Here is a 24,833-nt window from a genome sequence, read left to right on the forward strand (position 1 = left end):
AATAAAAAAGCCTCCGAAGAGGCTTTTTTATTTACAGTGGAAACTTAGTCCCCTGTATACCCTTTTAATTTTAAGCGTGCAGCATGCAACAACGGCTCTGTATAACCAGAAGGCTGTTCGCCACCTTTAAAGATCAAATCAGACGCTGCTTGGAATGCAATACCATCAAAGTTTGGACCCATAGCAGTATATTCTGGATCATTTGCATTTTGCTGATCCACAATAGTAGCCATACGTTTCATCACTTCTTCAACTTGCGCACGTGTCACAATACTGTGACGCAACCAGTTAGCAACGTGTTGAGATGAAATACGTAAAGTTGCACGGTCTTCCATCAAACCTACGTTGTTAATGTCTAAAACTTTAGAACAACCTACACCCAAATCAACCCAACGAACCACATAACCCAAGATACCTTGACAGTTATTTTCTAGCTCTTTGGTTTTTTCTTCTTCAGACCAGTTGGTGTCTTTCGCTAAAGGCGGAGTTAACAAATCATCTAAAGGTAATGCTTCAGTCGCCAATAATTCTTTTTGACGGCTTGCAACATTAATTTGGTGATAATGAATCGCGTGAATTACCGCACCTGCTGGTGATGGAACCCATGCACAGCTTGCACCAGCATCTGGATGTTCAGTTTTAGTTTTGTACATATCAAGCAACATATCTGGTTTAGGCCACATGCCTTTACCAATTTGCGCTTTACCACGTAAGCCTGCTTTCAAGCCAACCATTACGTTACGGTTTTCATATGCAGGGAACCAAATTTGCGCTTTTACTTCACCCTTACGAACGAATGGACCGGCTTCCATAAAGGTATGGATTTCATCGCCCGTACGGTCCATGAAGCCCGTATTGATGAAAATCGTACGATCTTTTGCTTGAGCGATACAGTTTTTCAAGTTTACAGAAGTACGACGCTCTTCATCCATGATACCGATTTTAAGCGTTTTAGCTGGTAAACCTAATAATTGTTCAGCACGTTCAAAAAGCTCTACAGCAAAAGCAACTTCTTCAGGACCATGCATTTTTGGTTTAACGATATACATAGAACCTTTACGTGAGTTCTTGATTTCGTTTTCACCTTTAATGTCTGCAAAAGACAATAATGGTGTAACCAATGCATCCATGATACCTTCATAAATTTCCGCACCATCCACAAGGATGGCTGGATTGGTCATCAAGTGACCTACGTTACGAAGAAGCATCAATGAACGACCATGAATAATGGTTTCACCGCCAATTAAGTTTTTATGCGTACGGTCTTTATTCAAACTACGAGTAACAGTTTTACCATTTTTCTCGATCGATTCTTCTAAAGTACCTTTCATGAGGCCTAACCAGTTACGGTAGCCTTCAACTTTTTCTTCAGCATCAACAGCTGCAATAGAGTCTTCTAAATCCTGAATAGTCGTTACAGCAGCTTCAAGCACTAAATCTTTAACGCCTGCCGCATCTGTTTTACCAATCGGGCTAGTTGCATCAATTTCGATAATGACATGCAAGCCATTATTCTTGAATACGATTTCTGTAGGTGCAGCTGCTTCGCCGTTATAACCCACAAATTGCGCTTCATGTGCAACCGTTGTTTGAGTGCCATCTTTTAAGGTCACAACAAGTTTATTGTGATCTACAGCATATTGCGTTGCATCTGCATGCGAACCTGCTGCAAGAGGGAAATTTTCATTTAAGAAGTTTTTCGCAAATGCGATAACTTTATCACCGCGTACTGGGTTATAGCCCTTACCTTTTTCTGCACCACCTTCTTCAGAGATGACGTCGAAACCGTAAAGTGCATCATATAAAGAACCCCAACGTGCATTTGCTGCATTCAAGCAGTAACGTGCATTACGTACAGGTACGACAAGTTGTGGGCCAGCCAATAATGCGATTTCTTCGTCGACATTTTCTGTGCTGATCTGGAAATCTTCTACTTCTGGTAATAAGTAGCCAATTTCTGTAAGGAAAGCTTTATAAGCTTCTAATTCAAATTTGTTGTTGCGGTGCCATTCATCAATTTTAGCCTGAATATCATCACGCTTAGCAAGAAGCGCTTTATTCTTAGGACTAAGATCAACAACGACTTGCTCGAAGTTTTTCCAGTATGTTTCGCTATCTAAACCAGAACCTGGTAATGCTTCATTTTCGATGAAATCGTAAAGTTCTTTAGCAATCGCTAACTTGCCTTTTTGAATACGTGCAGTCATTGTCTTTCCTGATATTGCTACTTTTTATAACAAGAGATTCTAGTATACCGATTTAAATCTAGCTGAATAGTACTATCACATTCCTAAATAGTGATCATTTTTTATAGAATAAAGGGATCCATTATTCAATAAAACACAGATCACAAAAGCGACATTATCATCAGCTTAAATACCTTTTTATAGTGTATAAAGTTTTTGAAATGTCAACATTAGACTTAAGTGCAGACTTATAGATAAAAATAGCGCTTAAATTCAACATTACTATAGTTATAGAGTAAAGATTAGACAAAAACCAGTCTTAAATGTCGAGAAAACAGATATTTTCTAGTTATAAAAAAAGCGCCATTTCTGGCGCTTGCTATTTAATTAACTTCCGACTCTCTTTTCTGAATTTGTTTATGTGCAGCATTCAAGTAATCGTCGGATTGCATTTCAAGTAAACGTGAACGCGTGCGTTCAATTTCAAAGGCTAATTTTTCACCTTGATAGATATCGATAATTGAATCTTCAGAGGTGAGTAACAGTTTTACACCACGATCATAAAACTCGTCGACCAAATAAATAAAACGACGCGTCCCTTCCGACAAGTAATCTGTCAAATGCGGAACATTACTTACCAATACTGTATTGTAAATATTGGCAATTTCAATAAAGTCCGCTGGACTACGTGGTTTGAAACACAATTCTGAAAATTCACACCATAAAACATCTTCAGTATGCCCAATCGTTTCAACGATACGATTATTAATAATAATTGGCTCTTGAGAAATGGTTTGCGTTTGTGTCAATGCACTAAAACGCTGTGCGATCCAATTTTTATGATCATGCGTCAGTGGATTTTTAAACAATTGAGCTTGTTTGAGTACACGTAAACGATAGTCCACACCTGCATCGACATTTAATATCGCACAGTTCTTTTTCACCATTTCAATGGTTGGAATAAAGCGGTCTCGGTGAATACCATTCTTATACAAACCATCTGGAGCTATATTTGATGTCGCAATCAGCGTGACACCACGATTAAATAATTTTTGGAATAATTCACTTAAAATCATGGCATCGGTGACGTTTGAAACAAAAAATTCATCAAAACAAATCACCACTGCTTGTTGATAAATTTGGTCAGCCACCAAATCAAGTGGATTACGCTGTCCCGACAACTTATTTAATTCACGATGAACATGCTGCATAAAATGATGGAAATGCATACGCATTTTTCGGCGAAAAGGAATTGAATCAAAGAACTGATCCATTAACCATGTTTTACCGCGCCCCACACCGCCCCACATATATACACCTTGTGGAGATGTTTGACGACGGAAACGACGAAAGGCTTTTTTCGATGCCTTAAAGCGTTGAATCAGTTCTTGCCAAACACGATCTAACTCATGAACAGCTTGCGCCTGTGCATCATCTGGCATGAACTGACCAGAAGATATCGCTTGCGCATAACGTTCTGCAGGTGACAAAGGTGTAAAGGCTGTGCTGTGCTTAGAATTTAAATCAGACATATCATTGAATACTATTTTAGGCTATGCAAAGTATAGCGAAGATTGAGAAGGAATATATAGCACTTTGGCATTAATAAACTTAGGCTATTTAGAGTACTGACGTGGACTGTATCCAAACCACCGTTTAAAAGCATGATTAAAAGCTGCCGGTTCTGAATACCCCAACAACTCGGCAATCATTTCAATGGAATACTCTTTATATTCTATAAGCCTTAATGCTTTATCTTTAATTAACTGTTCACGTATTTGTTTATAGCTACTTTGCAGTTGTTGCAATTGATGACGTAAGGTTCGCTCTGGAATTTGTAAGGCTTGTGCTGTTTCTGCCATCGTAGGCATTACACCTTGCTGTAATTCCAAATAATCTTGCACCCGTTGTACCAATGAAGGAATCTGTTCATCTATACTTAATCGCTCCAATTCGGCAACGCATTTTCTTTCATAAATCATAAAAGTCATTTGATCTGCCGATGGAATTTGTACATTCAGTACCGCAGCATCGAACCAAAATTCTGCACTCTCCGACCCAAACTGCAACTCTGAACCATAGTAATCCTGATAAATGTCTAAGAACTGCCGATTTTCTGATTGTACAAATGGCAATTCAATATGAATTTTAGGAATGCTCAACCCCATCATTTTATAAAGATCTTGAATAAATTTATACGTTCCTGAAATTTCACATTGCGCGCGCAGTAACCCCAAATCACTGTTTAAATCTTGTGGTTCATAACACAGTGCAACTTTGTGCTCTGTATATTTCAAACTTAATTCCCCTGTTAAATGGGTAAGCGCTTGATACTGAACTCCTTGCTCTAGAGCTGTACGCATATCCTTACTGGTCACCAATAACATAAGCAAAGGACCATAGCCTGCAAGTGCATAATGCTGTCCAATAAACAAACCTGTTTCAGGAGTGACATCTTGCCCAATCACACTTAATACATTCCACTCCAAACAAGGATGAATAATTGAACTGGGATCTAAAGCATCAGCGCGTAAACCAATACTTTGAAGTTTTTGATCAACCTCGACACCAGCTTTACGCATGCCTTGAATTAAATACATCAAGCCGAGAACTGACCGTTTCATAGCATTTTCTGATTAAAGTAATATGACATTTTTTACTATAAAATTTCGTGCTTGAAAATTGCCGAATCTATCAATTTTTTTGTCATGCTTATCATGTTACTTGTTCTGTTATTCATTTAAGCTATAAAAAAATAAAAGTGTACAAGGCAAATAAAATAATGCGCAATACAACTCAAATAAAGCAAACAGCACAGCAAACTCAAATTGCAATTATTGGTGCAGGTTTTGGTGGCTTAGCCATGGCAATTCGCTTGTTGCAAAATAACATTCAAGATTTTGTTATTTTAGAAAAAGCCAACGATATAGGTGGGACATGGCGTGAAAACCAATACCCAGGTGCTGCATGTGATGTGCAATCCCATATGTATTCACTTTCTTTTGCACCTAAAAGTGATTGGTCAAAGCGCTATGCTGAAGCACCTGAAATTTTTGCATATATACAAAGCTTAATCAGCACTTACGATTTAAAAAAATATTGCCAATTTAATTGTGAAGTTATCGCTGCCAAATACAATGAACAACGTTGTGATTGGACACTGACTTTAAATAATGACACAACCCTCATCGCACAATTTGTTATTTTTGCATCTGGTCCGTTACATGTGCCACAAATTCCACATATCAAAGGCATTGAAAAATTTCAGGGCAAAGTTTTCCATTCATCGCAATGGGATCATCAATATGACCTCAATAACAAATCTGTTGCATCAATTGGGACTGGTGGCAGTGCCATTCAATACATTCCAGAAATTGCAGAACAAGTTAAGCAACTGTATGTCATGCAACGCACCCCAGCTTGGGTGATTCCACGCGATGAACGTACTTATAAAAATGTAGAAAAGAAACTCTTTGCCAAATATGATTGGTTGCGAAAAATTCACCGTGCACGTTTATATTGGTCAAATGAATCTCGCGTTGTACCGATTGTTAAGCCAACCGTGATGAAATATGCGCAAAAATTAGCTGAAGCTTATATTAAGTACCAAGTAAAAGATAAAAATATCGCCCACAAACTGATCCCCAATTATATTATGGGATGCAAACGCATTCTAATTTCCAATAAATATTTTCCGACCTTCAATCGTAGCAATGTTGAACTAATTACCGACGGCATTCAAGAACTAACCAGCAACAGCATCATCACCAAAGATGGCAAACAACGCACGATTGACTGCTTAATTTATGGGACGGGCTTTATTACCGATCCGCGCATTTACTTAAAATCATTTCAATGTGTTGGGGAAAATGGGCTGGATTTACGCGATGCTTGGCACGATGGCGCAGAAAGCTTTTATGGCATTTGTACCAAAGGTTTCCCAAATTTTTTTCAGTTATTAGGGCCCAATACCGTTCTAGCACACAACTCTGTCATTTTTATGATTGAATCTCAGGTCAACTATATTTTACAAATGATTCAGCTGGTCAAACAAAGCCATAGCCATGCAATTGTGGTCAAAGACCAAGCACAAACCCGATTTAACCAAGATGTGCAAACATTACTCAACGGAACTGTTTGGCAATCTGGCTGTGTCAGTTGGTATCAACAAGATGGCGGTAAAAACTTTGCGCTTTGGCCAACATACACATGGAAATATTGGCTAAAAACTAAAAAACTTAATCCCGCAGATTACCGTTTGTTAAACAAAACATCTGGAAATCGTGCAGCTTAATCACTTAATGGTCATAATAAGCAGGTGTCTTTTCATCTGCTGACTTTTTGTATGCAATCGCTTTGGTTGATTATTCAACTTCTTATCTGTTTATGCTTTGGGTTCATTCTTGCACGTAAACTCCCTTATTGGCTAGAAAGCTTAGCATTTAAAATGCTGCCGTATTTTACTTATATTTTGCTGATTACGATTGCAATTGAATTCTCTCAAACATTGCAGAACATAAGCAGCCCACTACAAATTTTATCCAATGCACTCACACTCTCGATTGCAACATCCGTCGGTGCCTTTCTCTGTTGCTACCTTCTGTTTAAAAGTATTGGCTACCAACCAATGCAAGGCAAAGTTTCAGCAGAACTTCTGGTCAAATCACTCATCAATATTAGTTATGCTTTTATTGCACTCGCATTAGGCTATGGGCTTGCCGAACTGTTTAATCATTTTGACTATACATTACATGTCAGCACATGGAATTTACTGCTTATTTTTATGTTTTTAATTGGTTTGGATCTAGCTTATTCACCACTTGACCGCTCATGGCTTAATTGGAAAATCATGCTCGTTCCTATAGGCTGTATTATCGGATCACTAGCGGGGGCATTGTTTACGGCAACAATCATCAAAGATATTAGCCTCAAAGATTTAATTATGTTGTCGCAAGGTTATGGTTTTTATTCCATGACAGGCATTGTTGTGACTGAATTAAAAAATGCCGAACTGGGTAGTATCGCCCTCATGAACGACTTATTTAGAGAAATTATTGCAATTCTTTTGATGTATAGCATTGGTTGGCGCTATCCACGCTCTGCCATTTCATCTGCCGCGGCAACAGCAATGGATGTCACCCTACCCATGGTGAAACAAGCCTGTGGCAATGAATTTATTCCACATGCGATGGTCAGCGGCTTTGTTTTATCTGTACTTGCACCAATTGTCGTGAGTATATTGGCTGCTATATAAATCCCTCCAACCTCCCCTTTATAAAGGGAGGCAAGCCCCCTTTATAAACAATGTTTCTCATTCTTGATAAAGGGATGAATTTTTATAACGATGCTAAAATATCTTTCAATGTTTGACACATATTTTCCGATTGTGTAATTGGACGACCAATCACCAAATGAGTTGAGCCATCCATCATCGCTTGCTTCGGTGTCACAATGCGCTTTTGATCATCTGCATTTGAACCCACAGGACGAATACCCGGTGTGACCAAAGCAAAATTTTGTCCTAATGTTTCACGCAGCATTTTTGCTTCTTGAGCAGAACACACCACGCCATCCAAACCACTCTCTTGAGTCAATTTAGCAAGACGCTTCACTTGTTCAAATGGTTCGATATCCAATCCCAAGTCTTTAAGATCTTCACGCCCCATTGATGTCAACACAGTCACCGCAATTAATTGCGTACTGTAATTGCCTGCTTTTAAGCGCTGAGCACAAGTTTCCATCATCTTACGACCACCAGATGCATGAACGTTTACCATCCATACCCCTAAGTCTGCTGCTGCACAAACTGCTTGTGCTGTCGTGTTTGGAATATCGTGGAATTTTAAATCAAGGAAAACGTCAAAGCCTTTGTCGTGTAATGCCTTAACAACACTGGGGCCTTCATGGGTAAATAACTCTTTACCAACTTTTACTCGACACAATGCAGGATCTAACTGCTCTGCAATTGTAAGTGCGTCATATTGGCTTTTAGCATCTAATGCAACAATGATACTCAAGAGACTTACCCTTCATTTTGACAAAAAGAAAGCTCATTATAAAGAATATCCCTGCACGCTGATAGTTGAAAAAATTGCATTAAGCACAATTGATAAAATAAGTGCCTTACTTTCTAATAAATTTTGTACAAGCTTTATAAGTTAGACCCATAAAAAAACACCCCAAAAAAATACTTTGGAGTGTTATCAGTTTTTATTTACACATACACCATTTAGCTCGACTCCAGTATAGATACACCAACCAGAAGCTAAATAATTCGACTTACAATGGATTAGATGAACGATCGTTAGGATTGATATCTAACACTGTTTTTTCATGTCGAGTATGTGCAGCAGCTTCAGCAGCAGCCAACTGAGCAGCTTGAATTTGCTCTTTTCGGAGGTGTTCAATGTCTTTACGAAGTCGCTTAATTTCCCAACTATTCTGAAATACTCGGAAAACCTGCACACCTAATAACAAACCCAACACTACACCCAAAGCTAATGTTAATAACAACAATAGACCTAAACGCATAGCAGGAACTTGGGTAAATAATAGGTCTACCGTTAACTCAGTACCATTTTGCAAGACCAAAGCCAATGAATAGCCAAATAGTACAATTAACAAAGCGACTAATACGTAACGCATAAACACCCCTTTCTGGAATTTTTTATTACTCTGCAGATTCGTTTACTGCATCACGTAAAGCTTTACCAGGTTTGAAATGTGGAACTGCTTTTGCAGCCACCTCAACAGATTTACCTGTTTTAGGATTACGCCCCACACGTGGATCACGGTGATGCAAAGCGAAACTACCAAAACCACGAATTTCAATACGATTATCAGATGATAATGCGGCTATCATTTGATCAATCATAATTTTAACAGCTTCTTCGACTAAAGGCTCTGCTAAGTGTGGGTTTTTAAGGGAAATTCGCTCTATTAAGTCAGACTTATTAAGTGCTTCCGTAGTCATTTTTGACCTCTTTAATTATCAAGCTACTTTGTAGATAATCCGATAATAACCTGTTTAAATACAAAACGGTAGCGTAATAAGTTAATACTACGCTACCGTTTACAGTATTTGTGTAAAAAGTATTGGTTAATTTACATTAACAATACATTTCAACATCTACTTATTAGTGATTCATTTGAGCTTTGATCAAATCACCAATAGTCTTAGGACCATTGTCTTGACCAGTTGTTGCAGTTTTTAAGTTTGCAACAGCTTCTTTCTCTTCAGCTTCGTCTTTCGCTTTGATAGACAAGTTGATAGAGCGAGATTTACGGTCTACATTGATGATTTTAGCTTCAACTTCTTGACCAACTTCCAAGAACTTAGTTGCATCTTCAACGCGATCACGGTTGATTTCAGAAGCTTTAAGAGAAGCTTCAACTTCGTCAGCTAACTTAACAGTTGCGCCTTTAGCGTCAACAGCAGTTACAGTACCTTTAACAAGCGCACCGCGTTCGTTAGTTGCCAAGAAATCATTGAACGGATCGTTGTTCATTTGTTTGATGCCAAGGCTGATACGGTTGCCTTCAGCGTCTACAGACAAGATAACCGCTTCAACAGTGTCACCTTTCTTGTAACGACGGATAGCTTCTTCGCCTTGTTCATTCCAAGAAATATCAGACAAGTGAACTAGACCATCGATACCACCTGGTAAACCGATGAAGATACCGAAATCAGTGATTGATTTGATCGTACCTGATACTTTTTCGCCTTTGTCATGGTCTTTAGCAAACTCTTCCCATGGGTTAGCACGAGTTTGTTTGATACCAAGAGAAATACGACGACGTTCTTCATCAACTTCAAGAACCATAACATCAACTTCATCACCAATCTGAACAACTTTAGATGGGTGGATGTTTTTGTTTGTGTGATCCATTTCTGAAACGTGTACTAAACCTTCAACGCCTTCAGCGATTTCAGCAAAACAACCATAATCAGTAAGGTTAGTTACGCGCGCTTTAACGATTGAACCTTTAGGGTAACGGTTCATGATCGCTAACCATGGATCTTCGCCTAATTGCTTAAGGCCTAAAGATACGCGGTTACGTTCGCGGTCAAATTTAAGTACTTTAACAGTAACTTCTTGACCAACTTCAACAACTTCTGAAGGATGCTTGATACGTTTCCAAGCCATGTCAGTGATGTGAAGAAGACCATCGATACCGCCAAGGTCAACGAATGCGCCGTAATCAGTAAGGTTCTTGATCGTACCTGTAACTGTTTGACCTTCTTCAAGCTGAGCAAGAAGAGCTTCACGGTCAGCTGAAGATTCAGCTTCCATAACAGCACGACGAGATACAACAACGTTGTTACGTTTAGCATCAAGTTTGATTACTTTGAATTCTAACTCTTTACCTTCAAGGTGAGTCGTGTCACGGATAGGACGAGTGTCTACCAAAGAACCTGGTAAGAACGCACGTACTGGACCGATGTCAACAGTGAAACCGCCTTTAACTTTACCAGAGATAACACCAGTAACGATTTCGCCGTCTTCAAAGATTTTTTCAAGTTTAGTCCAAGTTTCAGCACGTTTTGCTTTTTCACGTGATAAAACTGTTTGACCCATACCGTTGTCAAGAGCTTCAACAACAACGTCAACAGTATCACCAACTTGAACTTCAAGTTCACGTTGGTCGTTTAAGAATTCAGCGCGGTCAACAATACCTTCTGATTTAAGGCCAGTGTCAACTGTTACCCAATCAGAGTCGATGCTTACTACAACGCCTTGGATGACTGCACCCTTTTCAACGTTGAGGTTTAATTCGCTTTCTTCAAAGAGGGCTGCAAAAGATTCGGTCATGATATACCTGATAAAGTCAGCGGTCTTGGATCAGACAAGGCCGGTTTAATAAAGCCTCCACATAGTCCGTAATAAACTGATCTAGCTATGCTTTGGCTGAAAATTCTTTAATTGGCTAATAATTGCTTATCGACAAAACTGGTCATCAGCTGGAATACTTCATCGATGCCCAATTCTGAACTATCAATGATATAAGCATCTGCTGCTGGCTTGAGTGGTGCGACTGTGCGCTCCATATCTCTTTTGTCTCGAGCTTCAATATTAGCTAAAATGTCGTTTATTTTAACATCTAGCCCCATACCCTGCAACTGCTTTACACGTCGTGCCGCTCGAGATTCAGCCGATGCAGTGAGGTAAATCTTGGCTTGAGCCTCTGGAAAAATGGCTGTTGCCATATCGCGCCCATCCGCAACCAACCCAGGTTCTTGTGCAAAAGCATGTTGACGCTCTAAAAGCGCTGCTCTAAGTTCAGGAATTGCGGCAACTTTTGATGCAAATTCACCCACTCGTTCAGTACGAATAATTTGAGTGACATCTTCACCTTCAAGCTGAACCTGCGTATTATTCGTTTCAGTTGTAACAAACTTTATGTCTAAATTTGTTGCAATTTTAATGCATTGTTCAAGTGCTGAATCCAAAGTATCCAATAAATTGTGTTGATATAATGACAGCCCCAACAGACGATATAAAGCACCAGAATCCAACAAATGAAATTGATAGTGCGCTGCGAGTTTAGCCGCAAGTGTGCCTTTTCCAGAACCACTCGGACCATCGATAGTAATAATTTGAACTGTCATTAATTTTCCACTTTACGCTATACAGTTTTAGCTAATTTCGAAAAACCTAGTTTAATCGCAGATTTAAGCTGCGCAAGGATTAATTTACTCACAAAGGGTGCACGTGCTTGCAACTCAATGGTATAGGTCACTAACGTTTTATCTGCATCAACTGCTTGAAACTCAATAATCCCCAAGTGATGTTTAACCAAAGGATTTTTAATAATTTGATATTCAATTCGTTGATTCGGTTCAAGCAAAGTAATTTGCTCTTGTAAAGGTTTGATTGGACCAAAACCCATACGACGTACCGAACCTACGCCATCAGGACGTTCTGGATCAGCAGAATCTTTAACACGCACCACTTGAATTGGCGCAAAGGCAACATTATAAGTCGCATGTTTTGATAACAAATTAAAAACCTGATCGATTGGTGCATTAAATTCTTTTTTAATTTGAATAGAATTCATAAATTATCCTAACCTTTAATTGACAATAATTATTGTCATTCTATTTTACATACTTATAGATGAATTATTCTGATCATTTAAGGACTTTTCTTGTAACTTTTGCAGTCTTTTTTGCTCACGACGCATTTTAAAAAAATCACTCAGTTGTTTGGAGCATTGTTCATTCAAACAGCCTGCCTCAACATTAAACTGATGATTGTAATAACCTGTTTCAAATAACTTTCTTGCACTAACCAAAGAACCTGCTTTGGGTTCAGTTGCACCAAACACGACTTTCGAAACCCGAGCGTGAATTAAAGCACCGACACACATTGTACAAGGCTCTAAAGTCACATAAAGAATGGAGTCTTCTGGAAGACGGTAATTATTCAGATTTAAACAGGCTTGACGTAATGCTTGAACCTCGGCATGTGCCGTCGGATCACTCAGTGAAATGGGTGCATTATATCCTGCGCCAATAATTTGATTTTGACTGACAATGACTGCGCCAACAGGAATTTCTTGCTTCGATGCTGCGATGGCAGCTTGCTCGTAAGCAAACTGCATCCAATATTCGTCTGTCAGCTGTATTTCATCTGCCATTCTTAACCGATCACAGCATAATGTTTCAACAGGTTATTCCAACTCTCATTTTTGGTCACAGGCGGACAATCTGACAAAATTGCTTTAAGTGAGAAATCAACACCCTTTTTCCATTCTGGGGAAAGATCTTTATCCACTAAACGTGCACGAACACCCTCGACAAAATCTGGATGACGAATTTTCCAATCCGAAATTTGGGTTTCTAGTTCAAAAACTTCATTCCAAGAATGAACTTGTTTACCCCATTGCCATAACAACCATGTTAAAGCAGCAGTGGTCGGTGAACCTTTTTGCAAGTTTTCACTGGCTTGACGCAACCAATCACTTCTTGCATCACTCAAACCAATAATAGATTCGTAATCATGCTCAAAACTAACACCGCGACAAACACTTTGAATCACATCCAATGAGTTTTGTAGTGGCCCAGGCCCGACTGGACGATGCATACTATTTAAAGTGTCATCGATGGCACGAAAATCACCAGCAGGATAATGTCCCCAATCAATATTGATTAGTTTTTCCAGCACATTATCACGCTGTGCATCACAAATATGGGTTGCCCAACCAATGCCATAAGCACCCGCTGCGGTCATAATTGAACCGGTTAAGCCCGTAAACAAACCGATTGCACCACGATCTGCCAAGAAACGTGTAGCCCCCACATCTGGATATAAGCCAATATTAATTTCAGGCATCGCTAAACGTGAATATGGAGTCACAAGGCGAAATGGTGCGGCCATAAACAACCCTAGCCCACCACCCATGACATAACCTTCACCCCAAACCAGTACAGGCTTAGCATAATTATGTAACAACAAATCTAATGCATATTCTTGTTCAAAGAATTTATTCGCTGTATCCACTTCATCGTTAATGACCAACTGACGAAGTTTACGAACATCGCCACCTGCACAGAATGCTTTAGGAGTTGTGGAATCTAACCAAATTGCTTTTACGGCATCATCATGGTGAAAATCTTGGAACACTTTTAATAGTGCAGTGACGATTGATTCATCTAAAGCATGTAGAGATTTCGGGCGATTCAGGCGAACAATGCGCCAGCCATTCTTTGCTTCCTCTACAATTAGATCGGAATGATAACTTCTTAGTTCAGGAGATAGTGTCATGCGTCCAGCTGCCAATTTATAGGCTCAATGCCATTTTGTTTCAGATAATTATTCGATTTCGAAAATACTTTACAACCAAAAAAACCACCACGATTTGCCGCCAATGGTGAAGGATGAGCAGCCTTTAATACCAAATGCTTATTTTGATCAATGCGTTGTCCTTTACGCTGCGCATACGCACCCCAAAGAATAAACACCACATGGTCACGTTGCTCATTTAAAACATCAATTACATGATCAGTAAAGTCTTCCCAACCCCGTTTTTGATGCGAAGTCGGCTGACCAGCTTCAACAGTCAATACTGCATTGAGCAACAATACACCTTGTTCAGCCCAGCGAGTTAAATCACCATGGATCGGTTTAACAATAGCCAAATCTGTATTTAGCTCATGAAAAATATTACGTAAAGATGGGGGGATTGCAACCCCTTTCTGAACTGAAAAACTTAATCCATGTGCCTGATTCGGTCCATGATATGGATCCTGCCCCAAAATCACCACTTTAACATTGGCTAAAGACGTAGTATTTAATGCATTAAAAATCAGTGAGCTTGGTGGATAAATCACTTTATCTGCTTTTTTTTCCTGAACAAGAAAGTCTTTTAACTCATCCATTTTTGGACTGAGTAAAAATTCACTCAAACCACTTTTCCAACCCGCATCCAATTGAATTTTATCCAATTTAATCTGCTGTTGTTCAGTTAAAGACATGACTTCTTCCTAATCCTTGTTGAAAACTGACCCAAATGTAGTTCCGTCTTTAAATTTTGACTTGAAGATCGACACTTGGGTTTTGGAATTTAATTCCTTGTTGTAGTTTTTTATACATCGTTGAGTCTGCCCATTCAGCTTGAACTTGTTCAGAGAACACGATTTGTTCAAGACTAAGCACACCCATTTGCTCATTTTCAATATCTTCTACAAAGCTTTGTGCATAACCTGTATCTGTTTCATGCACAATAACCGAGTAAACCTCTACATCACCTTCCCCATTTTGGGTAATTGTAGATGCCAATACTTGTTGAGCTAAATAGAAAAAAATACGTGAAAATTGTTCTGCTGATGGCGAAACAGGTAAAGATACCCAACGCGCACTAAATTTTTTGCAAGCATCAATATATTCAGCATCATCATGCTGCCAAAAACAAATGGCATGATCGAAACTATCGAAAATATCTTTAATGACACCCTTCAACAACCCAAAGTCATACACCATTTGACCATGATCTAGCTTCGAAGCTTTAAGCAATAATTCAACTTTATAACTATGGCCATGAATTGAACGCTTACAGCGATCCGATGTGCAATTTCGCACGATATGAGCATTTTCAAACTTAAATAACTTACGAATTAACATGTGCCGTGATGCAATCCAAAATTTGTGAATTAAATTGGATTATAAAGCAAAAGTGAAAGTCTGCGCATTAATTTTACTGTTCAATGTAATTGGGAAATTGCATGGCGATAAAACAGCATAGCCAACTGAGTGATCCATCTAATTAAAATGGTGCCATACTTCGATATACAACATACACTGTTTTATCTTTACGGACTAAATCACTACTAAACTGACGTTTACGCTCACTCAGCAACACTTCAATTTTAGCTTTGAAATAATTGGATTGCACACCCAACAAAGCATTGACTTGACTTTGCACATCAGGATTTACTTGTTTAAAAGGCTCCGTTGCCCAAAGATCATTAATATTAGAAAAATGCTCCAAATTGGCTTGGCGTTTTTGTAAAGCTTGTTCAACAGCTTTAATATCCAATTTAGGGTCTAGACTCGCAAGCAGCATCGCTGGTGCTGTATTTACATTCACCTTGCTGTCCGATGTAGGTAAGGCACTAACATAATCCACGATTTGCAAATACTTCTGATCTTCAAAACCACGAACCAGTTTAAGCTCTTCTACACTATGAAACTTCGCATTTGCAGCTAAATAACTCTGTGACAATCCTTGATAATAGCCATTTTCTGCTCCCATCGTACCACTGGTTTCGTCATTAGTATCCTGCCAATCAATAACCGCTTCACTTAATTTTTCTGACAAACCGACACGTAGCAAGAGCTTTTCAAACCACAATTTTGCCTGAGGATTTGGTACACCTTCAGCATTCACTAAACTATTTAAATTAAATTTACCTGATTCGTCTTGCAAAGTTCCAGAGACAAAGCCGTCTTCAACTGGAAAAGCAGGCATCGGTTTTGCCCAATTTTCTTGTAAATGATCCACAGCACCAGCATTATTTGCATCATCAACCAAAAGCTCTGAAAAGAAAGCTTCCGCACTTTTAGCATACAACAAGGATTGATTTTGACGCATTAAATAGGCTGTATTCTCCGCAGTATTCGCCTGACGTTTTACAATGGTCGCAGCAAGAATAGTCGCTAATGCCACCATTACCAATATCGTGATTAAGGCAATACCTTGTTGCTGCTTGATGCTCAATTGTTTAGACCTTATGACGTTGAATTATTTGCATGGTGGTTTTAATTATTGTCCTGCGGATTTTAAATAATCTGTATTTAACAGGCTAAAAATCCATTCATAAGCAACATCTTTGACTGTTAATTTAATTTTAATCCCTTTCGGTAAGCGTTGTTTTTGCGTGATATCCATTAAATCAGCTTGCGCATCTGGCCATGAAGTTGCTTCATTTGGATTTAACACAATTACTTCAAACTGATCTACTTCACTTAACAAAACACTCGACTCGGGTTGTTCACGTCCAGTACTATTTAAATGGCGGTATTTTAGGCGATACAGTTTTTTTTCATCCGCACGGTATTGATATTCCACACGCTCATCTGGTGAAATACCCTGCTGTAAAGGATCGGTTACACCTGTTTTACTAAAACTAAAACGCCCATTTTGCAAAACCAAGGCAGGTTGAATCTCATTCTTTATATTTGCAGTCAGCGGCACGGCTTGAACGGTATCACGCAAAAATTGCTGGTAAGCTTCCTGTAGCTGCCCTAAATTAACCTCATGTTCAGTATTACGTTCTTTGACTTTAATCAAGTAATCAAAAACTTTCCAACCCAATGCCGAAAGCACGGTAAAAATAGCAATCGCAACCAACAACTCAACCAAAGTAAAACCTTTTTTATTCTTCTTTTGCTGGTTTTTCATGATTCAACCTTATGGTTAAAGAAAACCAAGTGCGTGATTCCTGATTCTACTTTGCCTGCTTCAGCATCAAATAAGCTGACTTGAACTTCAATGCGTTGCACATTTGGACTCATGGTTGATTGTGCAGATTTATCAATTTGCCAAGTTTCACTCTGCTGCGTGATCTGTTTTGACTGCGTTCCTTGCAACCACTCTTGATTAATTTCCATCACAGCAACTTCATTTAACGCCACAAATTGTGCTTTCGTGCGTAAAATGGCATTAGACGTGGCTTGGGTATATTGCATTGCAACCTTAGTCAATGCGATTGCTGCTGTAGCAAAAATAGCCAAAGCAACCATCACTTCAAGCAATGTAAATCCTGAGTGGCGATAAGTGAGATAGCTCTGCTTTGAATATCTAGCTTTCATTGATTTTACCTAAATGATCAATCTCAATTTCTTCACCAATTGGGCGTTGTTCAAAATAAAATTGGATACGGACTGGTTTTGCTTCACCATTGCCTAACCACAGTAATTTTGGCGCATTGGTATTAAGCAAATCATCATTATTGGCATTTTCATATTGCTGATCGAGTAACTGCACATTGAAAGAAACCTGCTCAGGTAAATCACGCGGTTTAAATTCGGCATAGTTTTGCCATTTTTGATTTTTAGAAAATTGAGATGTTTGTGCAGCTTGAATGGATGGAACTAAATATTCAATCACAGCATAACGAAATGGTGATACATCGGTTGCAGTTTGAACATCAAGTGCAAAAATGCGTGCTTGATCATTGGCTTCTCGGTTAATCCTGCGCAAATCCATAATAAACACTTCTCGTGCTTGCATCGCTTTACGCTGATCCACTCCATTAATATTGGTTAAAATTAAAGAGGTCATAATTGCCATAATCACAATAACCACCATCAATTCTATTAGAGTGAAACCACGAATTGATGCTGATTTTGTGTGCTTCATAACTGACCTTTAAGCGAACTGTTCCGTTGAACTCATTTGCTTCTTGGGCATCGCCAAAGCCTGATCGATATAGGCAACACGAAGTGTATCGCGTGAACCTAAATAACGCTGATAGAAGCTAGAATTTAATATTGCTGCCGCACCATGCGTTAAAGCCCAAATTGAAGCCAAATAGTCACGCACAGACATCGCACTTTGAATATTTTCTAAATAACTTTCAGTCATTCGGAAGATAATTCGCAAACGCTGTTTTCGTACCTGATAAAGCTCACTAAACAAAAGATGAATACCAACACCTGTCGTAGAAAGACGTTCTTCAATTTGATGGAACAATACTGTACGTTCAGGATGGTGCAAATGATGTAACATAAAAAATGCTAAATGCTCTGGAAAAGCCTTTTCGGCATCCTTTATCATTTCTAATAACATGTTCTCATTACGAATAATAAGAAGCATATAGAGTTCATCTTTACTTTGAAAATGTTTATACAGAGTCCCTTTGGCAAGATCCAGTTCTGCTGCCAACGCATCAAGTGTCATTCCTGATTCGCCATTTTCTAACAATAGTTGCTCTGCAACTTGAAAAATTAACGCTTCTCTTGCCCGAAACTGAGCCTGACGATCCATCTTCACTCTGTAACTCTCTTATGCGCTTATATCAATTCGAATTATTTACTTTAAATTGAGGAGGTTTTCAAAGTTTTGCATAGTAATGAAAGCGATTTCCTCAATGGACTTATCATATACGTCACTTAAGGCTTTGGCTACATAGGGAACGTATTTTGGCTCATTAGATTTTCCTCGATAAGGCATCGGCGCAAGATAAGGACTATCCGTTTCAATCAGAACACGATCAAGTGGTACTTGCTTCGCTACATCTCTTAAATCTTGGGCATTTTTAAACGAAACGATACCTGAAAATGACACATAATAACCACAATCAAGCACGGCTTTGGCAGTTTCCCAATCTTCAGTAAAACAATGCAAAATACCATGGGTCGACTTTTCAGCACGAATAACATCAACCGTGTCATGCTTTGCAGAACGAGTATGCACAACTACAGGTTTTTTCACCACCTGAGAAGCATGAATATGCCGTGCAAAGCATTCTTTTTGCTCTGCAATAAAGTCTGTACTGTGAAAATAATCTAGACCTGTTTCACCAATCGCCCAAACTTTTTCTGCTTGCGCAAGCTCAATTAAATAATCTGTGGTTGCACGTGCCATCGTCGCAGGGTCTTCACAAGGATGAACACCAACACTGTATCCAACATCGTCATGACGTGCTGCAATTTTAGCAAGCTCGATATGATCATCTAGATCAACCGAAATACTCATGAATTTGGATACACCTGCTTCACGCGCCTGTGCTAATGCTAAATCTAAATTGCCATCATAAGGCGTTAAATCAAGCAAGGTTAAATGGCAGTGAGTATCTACAAACACGGTAAAATCCTAAAAGAGTTTAAACAACTACATAGTGTAACTACTTCGTCCTTCAGACTTAATACCTGCAAGCAATTTTTCGACTTCTGATTTGTAATAAATGCCTTTCTCTCCTGAAAGCTGCATACCAAACCCTTGTAATTTAATTCCATTTTGTTTTTGTGAAATCCAAATTACTTTACCTGTTAAAGGGATTTTCTGTGATTGTTCAGGTAAAGTTGCCAGTACAAAAACTTCTTCACCCAATTTAATTGGTTGCTTGGTGGGAACAAATAAACCACCACCTACAACATAAGGCATATAACTGGCGTACAAAGTGTCTTTATCTGGAATATTCACTTGAATAATACCGCCCATACGTGGTTGCATCACATTCCCCTTTAAATTTAAATATTCATTAGTTTTATACACAATTGATCAAGCACCAAATTGCTTTGTACATTTTGCTCAATCAATTGTTTAGATTGTTGCAAGTCAGCGTAAATACTAAATAAGAACTCCAATGAATATTGTTCTGATAGTACAGTGAAATCCAAATCATGATTTTTGACTTGTTGATTTAGCTTGACACAAATTAAATCGGACAACAAGTATTCAAACATTTGCACAAAATCACTAAAATTAAGTGCTTTATTCCACTTGGTCGCAATTGCCATCGGCATATTCTTTTGTGTCACGAGTTTTTGCCAATCATTTAAAAACTCTTGTCGTTTATTTGGCCATTCAGCTTCTGCCAGTTGCATTGCTTGCAGTGGCATTTGATTGGACAAATTAAGCAACAATTGTTTTTGTGTCTGATCTAGATCTGGCAAATACTCAGTCAAATATGCGTCTGCTTGCGCTTCAGACATACGATCCAAAGCAAAATGCTGTAAGCGGCTACGAATGGTCGCAGGAAGTTTCAAATAGTGATCTGCCAATAAAATAATGACAATTCGATCACCCGGTTCCTCAAGTGTTTTTAACAATGCATTTGCAGAAGCTATATTAAGCGCTTCCGCTGGCTCAATCACAATGACACGCCAACCATCTACGGTTTGTTGCACAAAAGGCAATAAATCCCGAATTTTTTCAATTTTAATTTTAGCATTTTGCTTTTTATTTTCTTCATCTGTGCTGATGTATACATAGTTCGGATGAGTATCCGACTTTAACCAGAGACAACTACTACATTCACCACAGGGAGCATTGCTCTCATGTCGATTTGCACACAAAACCCATGCCAAAAAATATTGTGCAAAAGCTTCTTTACCACAGCCTTTTTTGCCATAAAAAAGCAAGCCATGTCCAAGTTTTGGGAAGCGCCCAGTGAGCGTATCCCAAACCGTTTTTTGCCATGGGTAAACTTGTGCAACCACATTATTCTGCATTAAATTTAAATCCAACCTGCGCCAAAATTCTACTCAAAGCAAGATACATCCATTTCGTTCAGACGGTCTAAATCGGCTTGTGTATCAACACCTGGTGGCAAGTTTGCTTCTGCAACTGCAATCGCAATACGATGACCATTTTCAAGTACACGCAATTGTTCCAAGCTTTCAAGCTGTTCCAATACCCCCATGTCCCAAGACACATATTCTTGTAGCAAATTGACGCGATAAGCATATAAACCTAAGTGGCGATATGCTTGTGGATGCAGTGATTGAACCTCTTTCTGAGCACCATCACGATCATAAGGAATGGTCGCACGACTAAAATACAAAGCTTGGTTGTATTTAGACATCACCACTTTCACAATACTGTCACGCTTAAATTCTTCTAGGCTATGAATTGGTTCACACAACGTTGACATGGAAGATTCAGGCTGTGATTGCAATAATTGTGCAACTTGCTGCACCAATTGTGCTGGAAGCAAAGGCTCATCGCCCTGCACATTAACCACAATATCTTCACTTGCCCAACCTTTAATACGCGCAACCTCACTTAAGCGATCTGTACCCGATGGATGATCTGCATGGGTCAGCACAACATCGATCCCTTCAGCACGACAAACTTCAGCAATACGCTCATCATCCGTAGCCACACATAAATCATCAAAACCCGCGACTTTTTTTGCTTGATCAACCACACGCAAAATCATTGGACGACCATGAATTTCCAACAATGGCTTACCTGGTAAACGTGAACTTGCAAAACGTGCAGGAATAACAATATGCTTCATAAATGATGAACCTTAAGAAATTTGAATACCGACTTGCTGTAATTGCTGATGTAAAATCTCATAGCACTGAGGTGAAAGTACTGCTTCAACAGGAACGACCCAAATTTCCCGTCTAAAATCTGGGTTTTGCTTTAATAAAGGCAAAATTTTCACTGCATCTTTTTCAGTGGTAATGATTGGATTGGCATCTTCAAATTGAAGATCGGTGATTTCATAATCATAATGATCTGGAAATTCATGACATTGAAATTGATGAATACCGATAGAATCTAAAGTTTTATAAAAGCGTTGCGGAAAACCAATCCCGACGACAGCATAGAAATTATTGGCTGGATTAAAAATTTTAGCTTCCATTGCATTGAGTAAATAGGGTGTATCCACTTCTAAATGCATGTTTAAAGCAGATGTAGGGCTTGCTGCATGCTCAATCACAGTTCCTGTATTTAATCGACTTACGGGTTCTCTTAAATAGCCTTCAGGTAATAATTTTTGATTGCCTAAACCACGATTTTGATCCAGTACAATCCACTCAATTTGACGCTGTAAAGCCAAATGTTGCAAACCATCATCGCTAATAATTAAGTCCAAGTCATGCTTGGATAATAGATACTCAATACTCTGTTGTCGATTTGAACCCACCACCATAGGAACACAAGTTGATTGCACAATCAAACAAGGTTCATCACCCACGACATCTGGCACAGATTCCAAATCAACATAGGCTGGGAAAGGCCCTTTTCCACCATAACCACGACTAATCACACCAACACGAATATTTTTATTTTGTAGATAACTGACCAGTTGGATCAGTAACGGTGTTTTACCACTCCCCCCCACGGTGATATTTCCAATCACCATTACGGGTACAGCTGCTTGATAACTTGATTTAATGCCCATTTGGTACAGTTTTTTATTTAATAAAAAACCACCACGATAAAGCCATGCCAAAGGTCTAAGCACAATTAACCACTTCGCTTGTTTATTCCAAGCATCTTGAATCAATTGTGCAATTGACATAAATCAATTTTCCTCGAAATTACGCTGATGCAATTGGTGATAAGCACCACGCTTGGCAATTAATTCCACATGCGTACCTTGCTCGACAATCCTACCTTTATCCATCACCACAATAAGATCAGCATTTTCAATCGTCGATAGACGATGCGCGATCACGATGGTCGTGCGATCCTGCATGGCAGCATCAAAAGCCTGTTGAATATAGTATTCCGATTCATTATCTAACGCACTGGTGGCTTCATCCAGAATCAAAATTGGTGCATTTTTCAAAATGGCACGTGCAATAGCAATACGCTGACGTTGTCCACCGGACAAGTTCAAACCTTGTGCACCCAGTTGTGTATCGTAGCCTTGCGGTAAAGCCATAATAAAGTCATGTGCATAAGCGGCTTTTGCTGCGGCAATAACATCTGCATCGGTTGCACCTTCGAGCTGTCCATAGGCAATATTGTCACGAACAGTACGATTAAACAGCACCACTTGTTGATTCACCATCGCAATTTGGGTTCGCAAACTAGTCAGATCTATATCTTGAATATCGTGCTGATCTAAATAAATATGACCGGTGCTGGCCTCTTGAAAACGCATCAATAGATTCACTAAGGAGGTTTTACCCGCACCTGAACGCCCAACCAGAGCAACCGTTTCACCCGCTTTAACATTTAAATTAAAATCATGAATCGCTTGATGACCATCTGCATAAGTTAAATTCACATCTTGTAATTCAATATTACCTTTAAGCACAGGTGTTAAAGTCCCCGTATTTTGCTCTTCAGACAAATCGAGTAATTCAAAAACTGAATGCGCTGCCGCCATACCACGTTGTAATTTTTCATTTACATCTGTTAATGCTTTGATTGGTTTGCTTAGCATACCCGCCGCTGTAATGTAAGCAACGAACTCACCAGCACTGGTATCACGTAAAATTTCTGGTCGTAATGCAATCCAAATAATGATACCCATGGCAATGGACATAATAAATTGTACAACAGGGCTATTGAGCTGCTGTACCACCACCATTTTCAAACCACGTTTTAAGTTTTCAAGCGAGTGATCTTTAAAACGAGTTTGTTCATACTCTTGCCCACCAAAACCTTTTACAACCAAATTGCCATTAACTGTTTCTTGCACCACATGATTGACATCACCCATGGTGTCTTGAACTTGTATGGACAATATCCGCATACGTTTCGATGCTTTACGAACCAGAAAACCCATCAACGGAGCAAAAATCAGAATAATAAGGGTCAATCGCCAATTGCTATACAGCAAATACCCCAACAACCCAATGGTAATCAAACCTTGTTGTACAATCGTTTTTAGTGATTCTGATGAAGCAGCCGTTAATTGCTCCACGTTGTACATAATTTTAGCGGTGATATGACCACTGGTATTATCTAAATAATACTGAGATGGAAGTCTAAGTAATTTACCAAAAACTTCCTGACGGATATTAAAGACTAAATTCCGAGAGATCACTGCCGTGAAATAGCCCCCGATAAAGGAACCTACACCACGGAAAAACATCAACAAAACCACTAAAAAAGGAAATATAGAAGTAAAGCCTTGATCTCTATGTTGGATTGCGGTAATGATTTTTTCTAATAATTTTGCAATAGATACTTCTGTTGCTGCGCTAATTGCAAAACCGATAAAAACTAATATCGCTATACCCCAAAAAGGCTTTAAATAGCCCAAAAGACGTAGATAGACTTTAAAATCTTGCTTCACTAATAACCTCTAGACGGAACTTTAGTACTGATATTGATATTAACAAACCCAAGCTGACCCGCAACATCCATCACACGAATCACATCTTGATGTGTGGCTTTAGCATCGGCAGCAATCACAAACATTAAATCACGACGTTCATTAGAAATCTGTTTAATTGCAGTATTTAAATCAACAACATCTTTACTCGCAATCGATTGTCCATTAATTGAATAATGCCCTGAAGCATCAACAACCACTTCAATTTTATGTTCATATTGTTTAGGCGGAACACCTTGCGCATCGGGCAAAGTTAAATTCATACGACTAAATTGGTTAAATGTGGTTGATAACAATAAAAAAACCAAGATAAACAATAAGCAGTCAATCATGGGTGTCAGATTAATGTGAATATCTTCAACTTGTGTGCGTTTGAATTTCATTTTTCA

The 24,833-nt window shown here is 38.9% G+C and carries 27 protein-coding genes; 2 read left to right on the top strand and 25 right to left on the bottom strand.

Features of this window, described 5'->3' with window-relative positions; all coding sequences use genetic code 11:
• Positions 1–44 precede the first annotated feature (44 nt).
• The 3 genes from B9T30_RS07835 to B9T30_RS07845 all read right to left on the bottom strand — a co-directional run bounded on the left by B9T30_RS07835 (position 45) and on the right by B9T30_RS07845 (position 4,810).
• On the bottom strand, positions 45–2,207 hold the full coding sequence (locus B9T30_RS07835; protein WP_086184483.1) for a malate synthase G: 2,163 nt from the start codon (positions 2,205–2,207) through the stop codon (positions 45–47).
• Positions 2,208–2,569: 362 nt separating this feature from the next.
• Positions 2,570–3,718 (bottom strand): cell division protein ZapE, encoded by a 1,149-nt coding sequence (zapE, locus tag B9T30_RS07840; RefSeq protein ID WP_086184484.1) that lies wholly within the window; start codon positions 3,716–3,718, stop codon positions 2,570–2,572.
• A gap of 84 nt (positions 3,719–3,802) precedes the next feature.
• Positions 3,803–4,810, bottom strand: coding sequence for a helix-turn-helix domain-containing protein (locus tag B9T30_RS07845; RefSeq protein ID WP_086184485.1), 1,008 nt, complete (start codon positions 4,808–4,810; stop codon positions 3,803–3,805).
• 158 nt (positions 4,811–4,968) lie between these two features.
• Here B9T30_RS07845 and B9T30_RS07850 point away from each other — a divergent pair, with 158 nt between their 5' ends.
• Positions 4,969–6,480 carry a flavin-containing monooxygenase gene (locus B9T30_RS07850; protein WP_086184486.1) on the top strand — a complete coding sequence of 504 codons (1,512 nt, stop codon included), beginning with the start codon at positions 4,969–4,971 and terminating at the stop codon, positions 6,478–6,480.
• 51 nt (positions 6,481–6,531) lie between these two features.
• Positions 6,532–7,440: a lysine exporter LysO family protein gene (locus B9T30_RS07855; RefSeq protein WP_086184487.1), complete on the top strand. Its 909-nt coding sequence runs from the start codon at positions 6,532–6,534 to the stop codon at positions 7,438–7,440.
• A gap of 82 nt (positions 7,441–7,522) precedes the next feature.
• Here the strand turns inward: B9T30_RS07855 and pyrF are convergent, their stop codons facing one another.
• The 22 genes from pyrF to B9T30_RS07965 form a co-directional block, all read right to left on the bottom strand.
• Positions 7,523–8,203: an orotidine-5'-phosphate decarboxylase gene (pyrF, locus tag B9T30_RS07860; protein WP_086184488.1), complete on the bottom strand. Its 681-nt coding sequence runs from the start codon at positions 8,201–8,203 to the stop codon at positions 7,523–7,525.
• 262 nt (positions 8,204–8,465) lie between these two features.
• Positions 8,466–8,831, bottom strand: a complete 366-nt coding sequence (locus B9T30_RS07865; protein ID WP_086184489.1) for a lipopolysaccharide assembly protein LapA domain-containing protein — start codon at positions 8,829–8,831, stop codon at positions 8,466–8,468.
• Positions 8,832–8,856: 25 nt separating this feature from the next.
• Positions 8,857–9,159, bottom strand: a complete 303-nt coding sequence (locus B9T30_RS07870; protein ID WP_004648770.1) for an integration host factor subunit beta — start codon at positions 9,157–9,159, stop codon at positions 8,857–8,859.
• 163 nt (positions 9,160–9,322) lie between these two features.
• Positions 9,323–10,999 (bottom strand): 30S ribosomal protein S1, encoded by a 1,677-nt coding sequence (rpsA, locus tag B9T30_RS07875; protein ID WP_004648769.1) that lies wholly within the window; start codon positions 10,997–10,999, stop codon positions 9,323–9,325.
• Between the two features lie 107 nt (positions 11,000–11,106).
• Positions 11,107–11,796 carry a (d)CMP kinase gene (gene cmk, locus B9T30_RS07880; protein WP_086184490.1) on the bottom strand — a complete coding sequence of 230 codons (690 nt, stop codon included), beginning with the start codon at positions 11,794–11,796 and terminating at the stop codon, positions 11,107–11,109.
• A gap of 17 nt (positions 11,797–11,813) precedes the next feature.
• The gene (locus tag B9T30_RS07885; protein ID WP_086184491.1) at positions 11,814–12,245 is read right to left on the bottom strand and encodes an SRPBCC family protein; all 432 of its coding nucleotides are present in this window, start codon (positions 12,243–12,245) and stop codon (positions 11,814–11,816) included.
• A gap of 45 nt (positions 12,246–12,290) precedes the next feature.
• Entirely contained in the window at positions 12,291–12,827 is a 537-nt protein-coding gene (tadA, locus tag B9T30_RS07890; RefSeq protein WP_086184492.1) for a tRNA adenosine(34) deaminase TadA, read from the bottom strand.
• Positions 12,828–12,829: 2 nt separating this feature from the next.
• Positions 12,830–13,954, bottom strand: a complete 1,125-nt coding sequence (locus B9T30_RS07895; RefSeq protein WP_086165812.1) for an enoyl-CoA hydratase/isomerase family protein — start codon at positions 13,952–13,954, stop codon at positions 12,830–12,832.
• Entirely contained in the window at positions 13,951–14,664 is a 714-nt protein-coding gene (gene ung, locus B9T30_RS07900) for a uracil-DNA glycosylase (protein WP_086184493.1), read from the bottom strand. Before ung ends, B9T30_RS07895 begins: the two co-directional genes overlap by 4 nt.
• Positions 14,665–14,713: 49 nt before the next feature.
• Positions 14,714–15,310, bottom strand: coding sequence for a 6-pyruvoyl trahydropterin synthase family protein (locus tag B9T30_RS07905; RefSeq protein WP_086184494.1), 597 nt, complete (start codon positions 15,308–15,310; stop codon positions 14,714–14,716).
• A 142-nt stretch (positions 15,311–15,452) separates the two neighbouring features.
• Positions 15,453–16,400: a type II secretion system minor pseudopilin GspK gene (gspK, locus tag B9T30_RS07910; protein ID WP_171264147.1), complete on the bottom strand. Its 948-nt coding sequence runs from the start codon at positions 16,398–16,400 to the stop codon at positions 15,453–15,455.
• 51 nt (positions 16,401–16,451) lie between these two features.
• Positions 16,452–17,090: a type II secretion system minor pseudopilin GspJ gene (gene gspJ, locus B9T30_RS07915; protein WP_086184496.1), complete on the bottom strand. Its 639-nt coding sequence runs from the start codon at positions 17,088–17,090 to the stop codon at positions 16,452–16,454.
• The gene (gspI, locus tag B9T30_RS07920; RefSeq protein WP_086184497.1) at positions 17,087–17,500 is read right to left on the bottom strand and encodes a type II secretion system minor pseudopilin GspI; all 414 of its coding nucleotides are present in this window, start codon (positions 17,498–17,500) and stop codon (positions 17,087–17,089) included. Before gspI ends, gspJ begins: the two co-directional genes overlap by 4 nt.
• Complete coding sequence (locus B9T30_RS07925; protein WP_086184498.1) at positions 17,490–18,050, bottom strand: prepilin-type N-terminal cleavage/methylation domain-containing protein; 561 nt, start codon at positions 18,048–18,050, stop codon at positions 17,490–17,492. The genes gspI and B9T30_RS07925 overlap by 11 nt, the downstream gene beginning before the upstream one ends.
• A gap of 9 nt (positions 18,051–18,059) precedes the next feature.
• Positions 18,060–18,677 (bottom strand): TetR/AcrR family transcriptional regulator, encoded by a 618-nt coding sequence (locus B9T30_RS07930; RefSeq protein ID WP_004648754.1) that lies wholly within the window; start codon positions 18,675–18,677, stop codon positions 18,060–18,062.
• Positions 18,678–18,722: 45 nt separating this feature from the next.
• The gene (locus B9T30_RS07935) at positions 18,723–19,496 is read right to left on the bottom strand and encodes a TatD family hydrolase (RefSeq protein ID WP_086184499.1); all 774 of its coding nucleotides are present in this window, start codon (positions 19,494–19,496) and stop codon (positions 18,723–18,725) included.
• Between the two features lie 27 nt (positions 19,497–19,523).
• Complete coding sequence (locus B9T30_RS07940; RefSeq protein WP_086184500.1) at positions 19,524–19,865, bottom strand: PilZ domain-containing protein; 342 nt, start codon at positions 19,863–19,865, stop codon at positions 19,524–19,526.
• A gap of 17 nt (positions 19,866–19,882) precedes the next feature.
• Positions 19,883–20,866, bottom strand: a complete 984-nt coding sequence (locus B9T30_RS07945; RefSeq protein WP_086184501.1) for a DNA polymerase III subunit delta' — start codon at positions 20,864–20,866, stop codon at positions 19,883–19,885.
• A 29-nt stretch (positions 20,867–20,895) separates the two neighbouring features.
• Positions 20,896–21,657, bottom strand: a complete 762-nt coding sequence (gene kdsB, locus B9T30_RS07950; protein ID WP_086184502.1) for a 3-deoxy-manno-octulosonate cytidylyltransferase — start codon at positions 21,655–21,657, stop codon at positions 20,896–20,898.
• Positions 21,658–21,669: 12 nt separating this feature from the next.
• Positions 21,670–22,674: a tetraacyldisaccharide 4'-kinase gene (gene lpxK / locus B9T30_RS07955; protein ID WP_086184503.1), complete on the bottom strand. Its 1,005-nt coding sequence runs from the start codon at positions 22,672–22,674 to the stop codon at positions 21,670–21,672.
• 3 nt (positions 22,675–22,677) lie between these two features.
• The gene (gene msbA / locus B9T30_RS07960; RefSeq protein ID WP_086184504.1) at positions 22,678–24,405 is read right to left on the bottom strand and encodes a lipid A export permease/ATP-binding protein MsbA; all 1,728 of its coding nucleotides are present in this window, start codon (positions 24,403–24,405) and stop codon (positions 22,678–22,680) included.
• Entirely contained in the window at positions 24,405–24,827 is a 423-nt protein-coding gene (locus tag B9T30_RS07965; protein ID WP_004648746.1) for an ExbD/TolR family protein, read from the bottom strand. The genes msbA and B9T30_RS07965 overlap by 1 nt, the downstream gene beginning before the upstream one ends.
• Between the last annotated feature and the right edge of the window lie 6 nt (positions 24,828–24,833).

Origin of the sequence: Acinetobacter sp. ANC 4973 (assembly GCF_002135275.1) — a bacterium.
GTDB classification, from domain to species: Bacteria; Pseudomonadota; Gammaproteobacteria; order Pseudomonadales; family Moraxellaceae; genus Acinetobacter; species Acinetobacter kyonggiensis.

Coding starts and splice junctions, on each gene's coding strand:
- B9T30_RS07835 (WP_086184483.1), bottom strand. CDS start 2,207: ATGACTGCACGTATTCAAAAAGGCAAGTTAGCGATTGCTAAAGAACTT.
- zapE (WP_086184484.1), bottom strand. CDS start 3,718: ATGTCTGATTTAAATTCTAAGCACAGCACAGCCTTTACACCTTTGTCA.
- B9T30_RS07845 (WP_086184485.1), bottom strand. CDS start 4,810: ATGAAACGGTCAGTTCTCGGCTTGATGTATTTAATTCAAGGCATGCGT.
- B9T30_RS07850 (WP_086184486.1), top strand. CDS start 4,969: ATGCGCAATACAACTCAAATAAAGCAAACAGCACAGCAAACTCAAATT.
- B9T30_RS07855 (WP_086184487.1), top strand. CDS start 6,532: ATGCAATCGCTTTGGTTGATTATTCAACTTCTTATCTGTTTATGCTTT.
- B9T30_RS07865 (WP_086184489.1), bottom strand. CDS start 8,831: ATGCGTTACGTATTAGTCGCTTTGTTAATTGTACTATTTGGCTATTCA.
- B9T30_RS07870 (WP_004648770.1), bottom strand. CDS start 9,159: ATGACTACGGAAGCACTTAATAAGTCTGACTTAATAGAGCGAATTTCC.
- rpsA (WP_004648769.1), bottom strand. CDS start 10,999: ATGACCGAATCTTTTGCAGCCCTCTTTGAAGAAAGCGAATTAAACCTC.
- cmk (WP_086184490.1), bottom strand. CDS start 11,796: ATGACAGTTCAAATTATTACTATCGATGGTCCGAGTGGTTCTGGAAAA.
- B9T30_RS07885 (WP_086184491.1), bottom strand. CDS start 12,245: ATGAATTCTATTCAAATTAAAAAAGAATTTAATGCACCAATCGATCAG.
- tadA (WP_086184492.1), bottom strand. CDS start 12,827: ATGGCAGATGAAATACAGCTGACAGACGAATATTGGATGCAGTTTGCT.
- B9T30_RS07895 (WP_086165812.1), bottom strand. CDS start 13,954: ATGACACTATCTCCTGAACTAAGAAGTTATCATTCCGATCTAATTGTA.
- ung (WP_086184493.1), bottom strand. CDS start 14,664: ATGTCTTTAACTGAACAACAGCAGATTAAATTGGATAAAATTCAATTG.
- B9T30_RS07905 (WP_086184494.1), bottom strand. CDS start 15,310: ATGTTAATTCGTAAGTTATTTAAGTTTGAAAATGCTCATATCGTGCGA.
- gspJ (WP_086184496.1), bottom strand. CDS start 17,090: ATGAAAAACCAGCAAAAGAAGAATAAAAAAGGTTTTACTTTGGTTGAG.
- gspI (WP_086184497.1), bottom strand. CDS start 17,500: ATGAAAGCTAGATATTCAAAGCAGAGCTATCTCACTTATCGCCACTCA.
- B9T30_RS07925 (WP_086184498.1), bottom strand. CDS start 18,050: ATGAAGCACACAAAATCAGCATCAATTCGTGGTTTCACTCTAATAGAA.
- B9T30_RS07930 (WP_004648754.1), bottom strand. CDS start 18,677: ATGGATCGTCAGGCTCAGTTTCGGGCAAGAGAAGCGTTAATTTTTCAA.
- B9T30_RS07940 (WP_086184500.1), bottom strand. CDS start 19,865: ATGCAACCACGTATGGGCGGTATTATTCAAGTGAATATTCCAGATAAA.
- B9T30_RS07945 (WP_086184501.1), bottom strand. CDS start 20,866: ATGCAGAATAATGTGGTTGCACAAGTTTACCCATGGCAAAAAACGGTT.
- kdsB (WP_086184502.1), bottom strand. CDS start 21,657: ATGAAGCATATTGTTATTCCTGCACGTTTTGCAAGTTCACGTTTACCA.
- lpxK (WP_086184503.1), bottom strand. CDS start 22,674: ATGTCAATTGCACAATTGATTCAAGATGCTTGGAATAAACAAGCGAAG.
- B9T30_RS07965 (WP_004648746.1), bottom strand. CDS start 24,827: ATGAAATTCAAACGCACACAAGTTGAAGATATTCACATTAATCTGACA.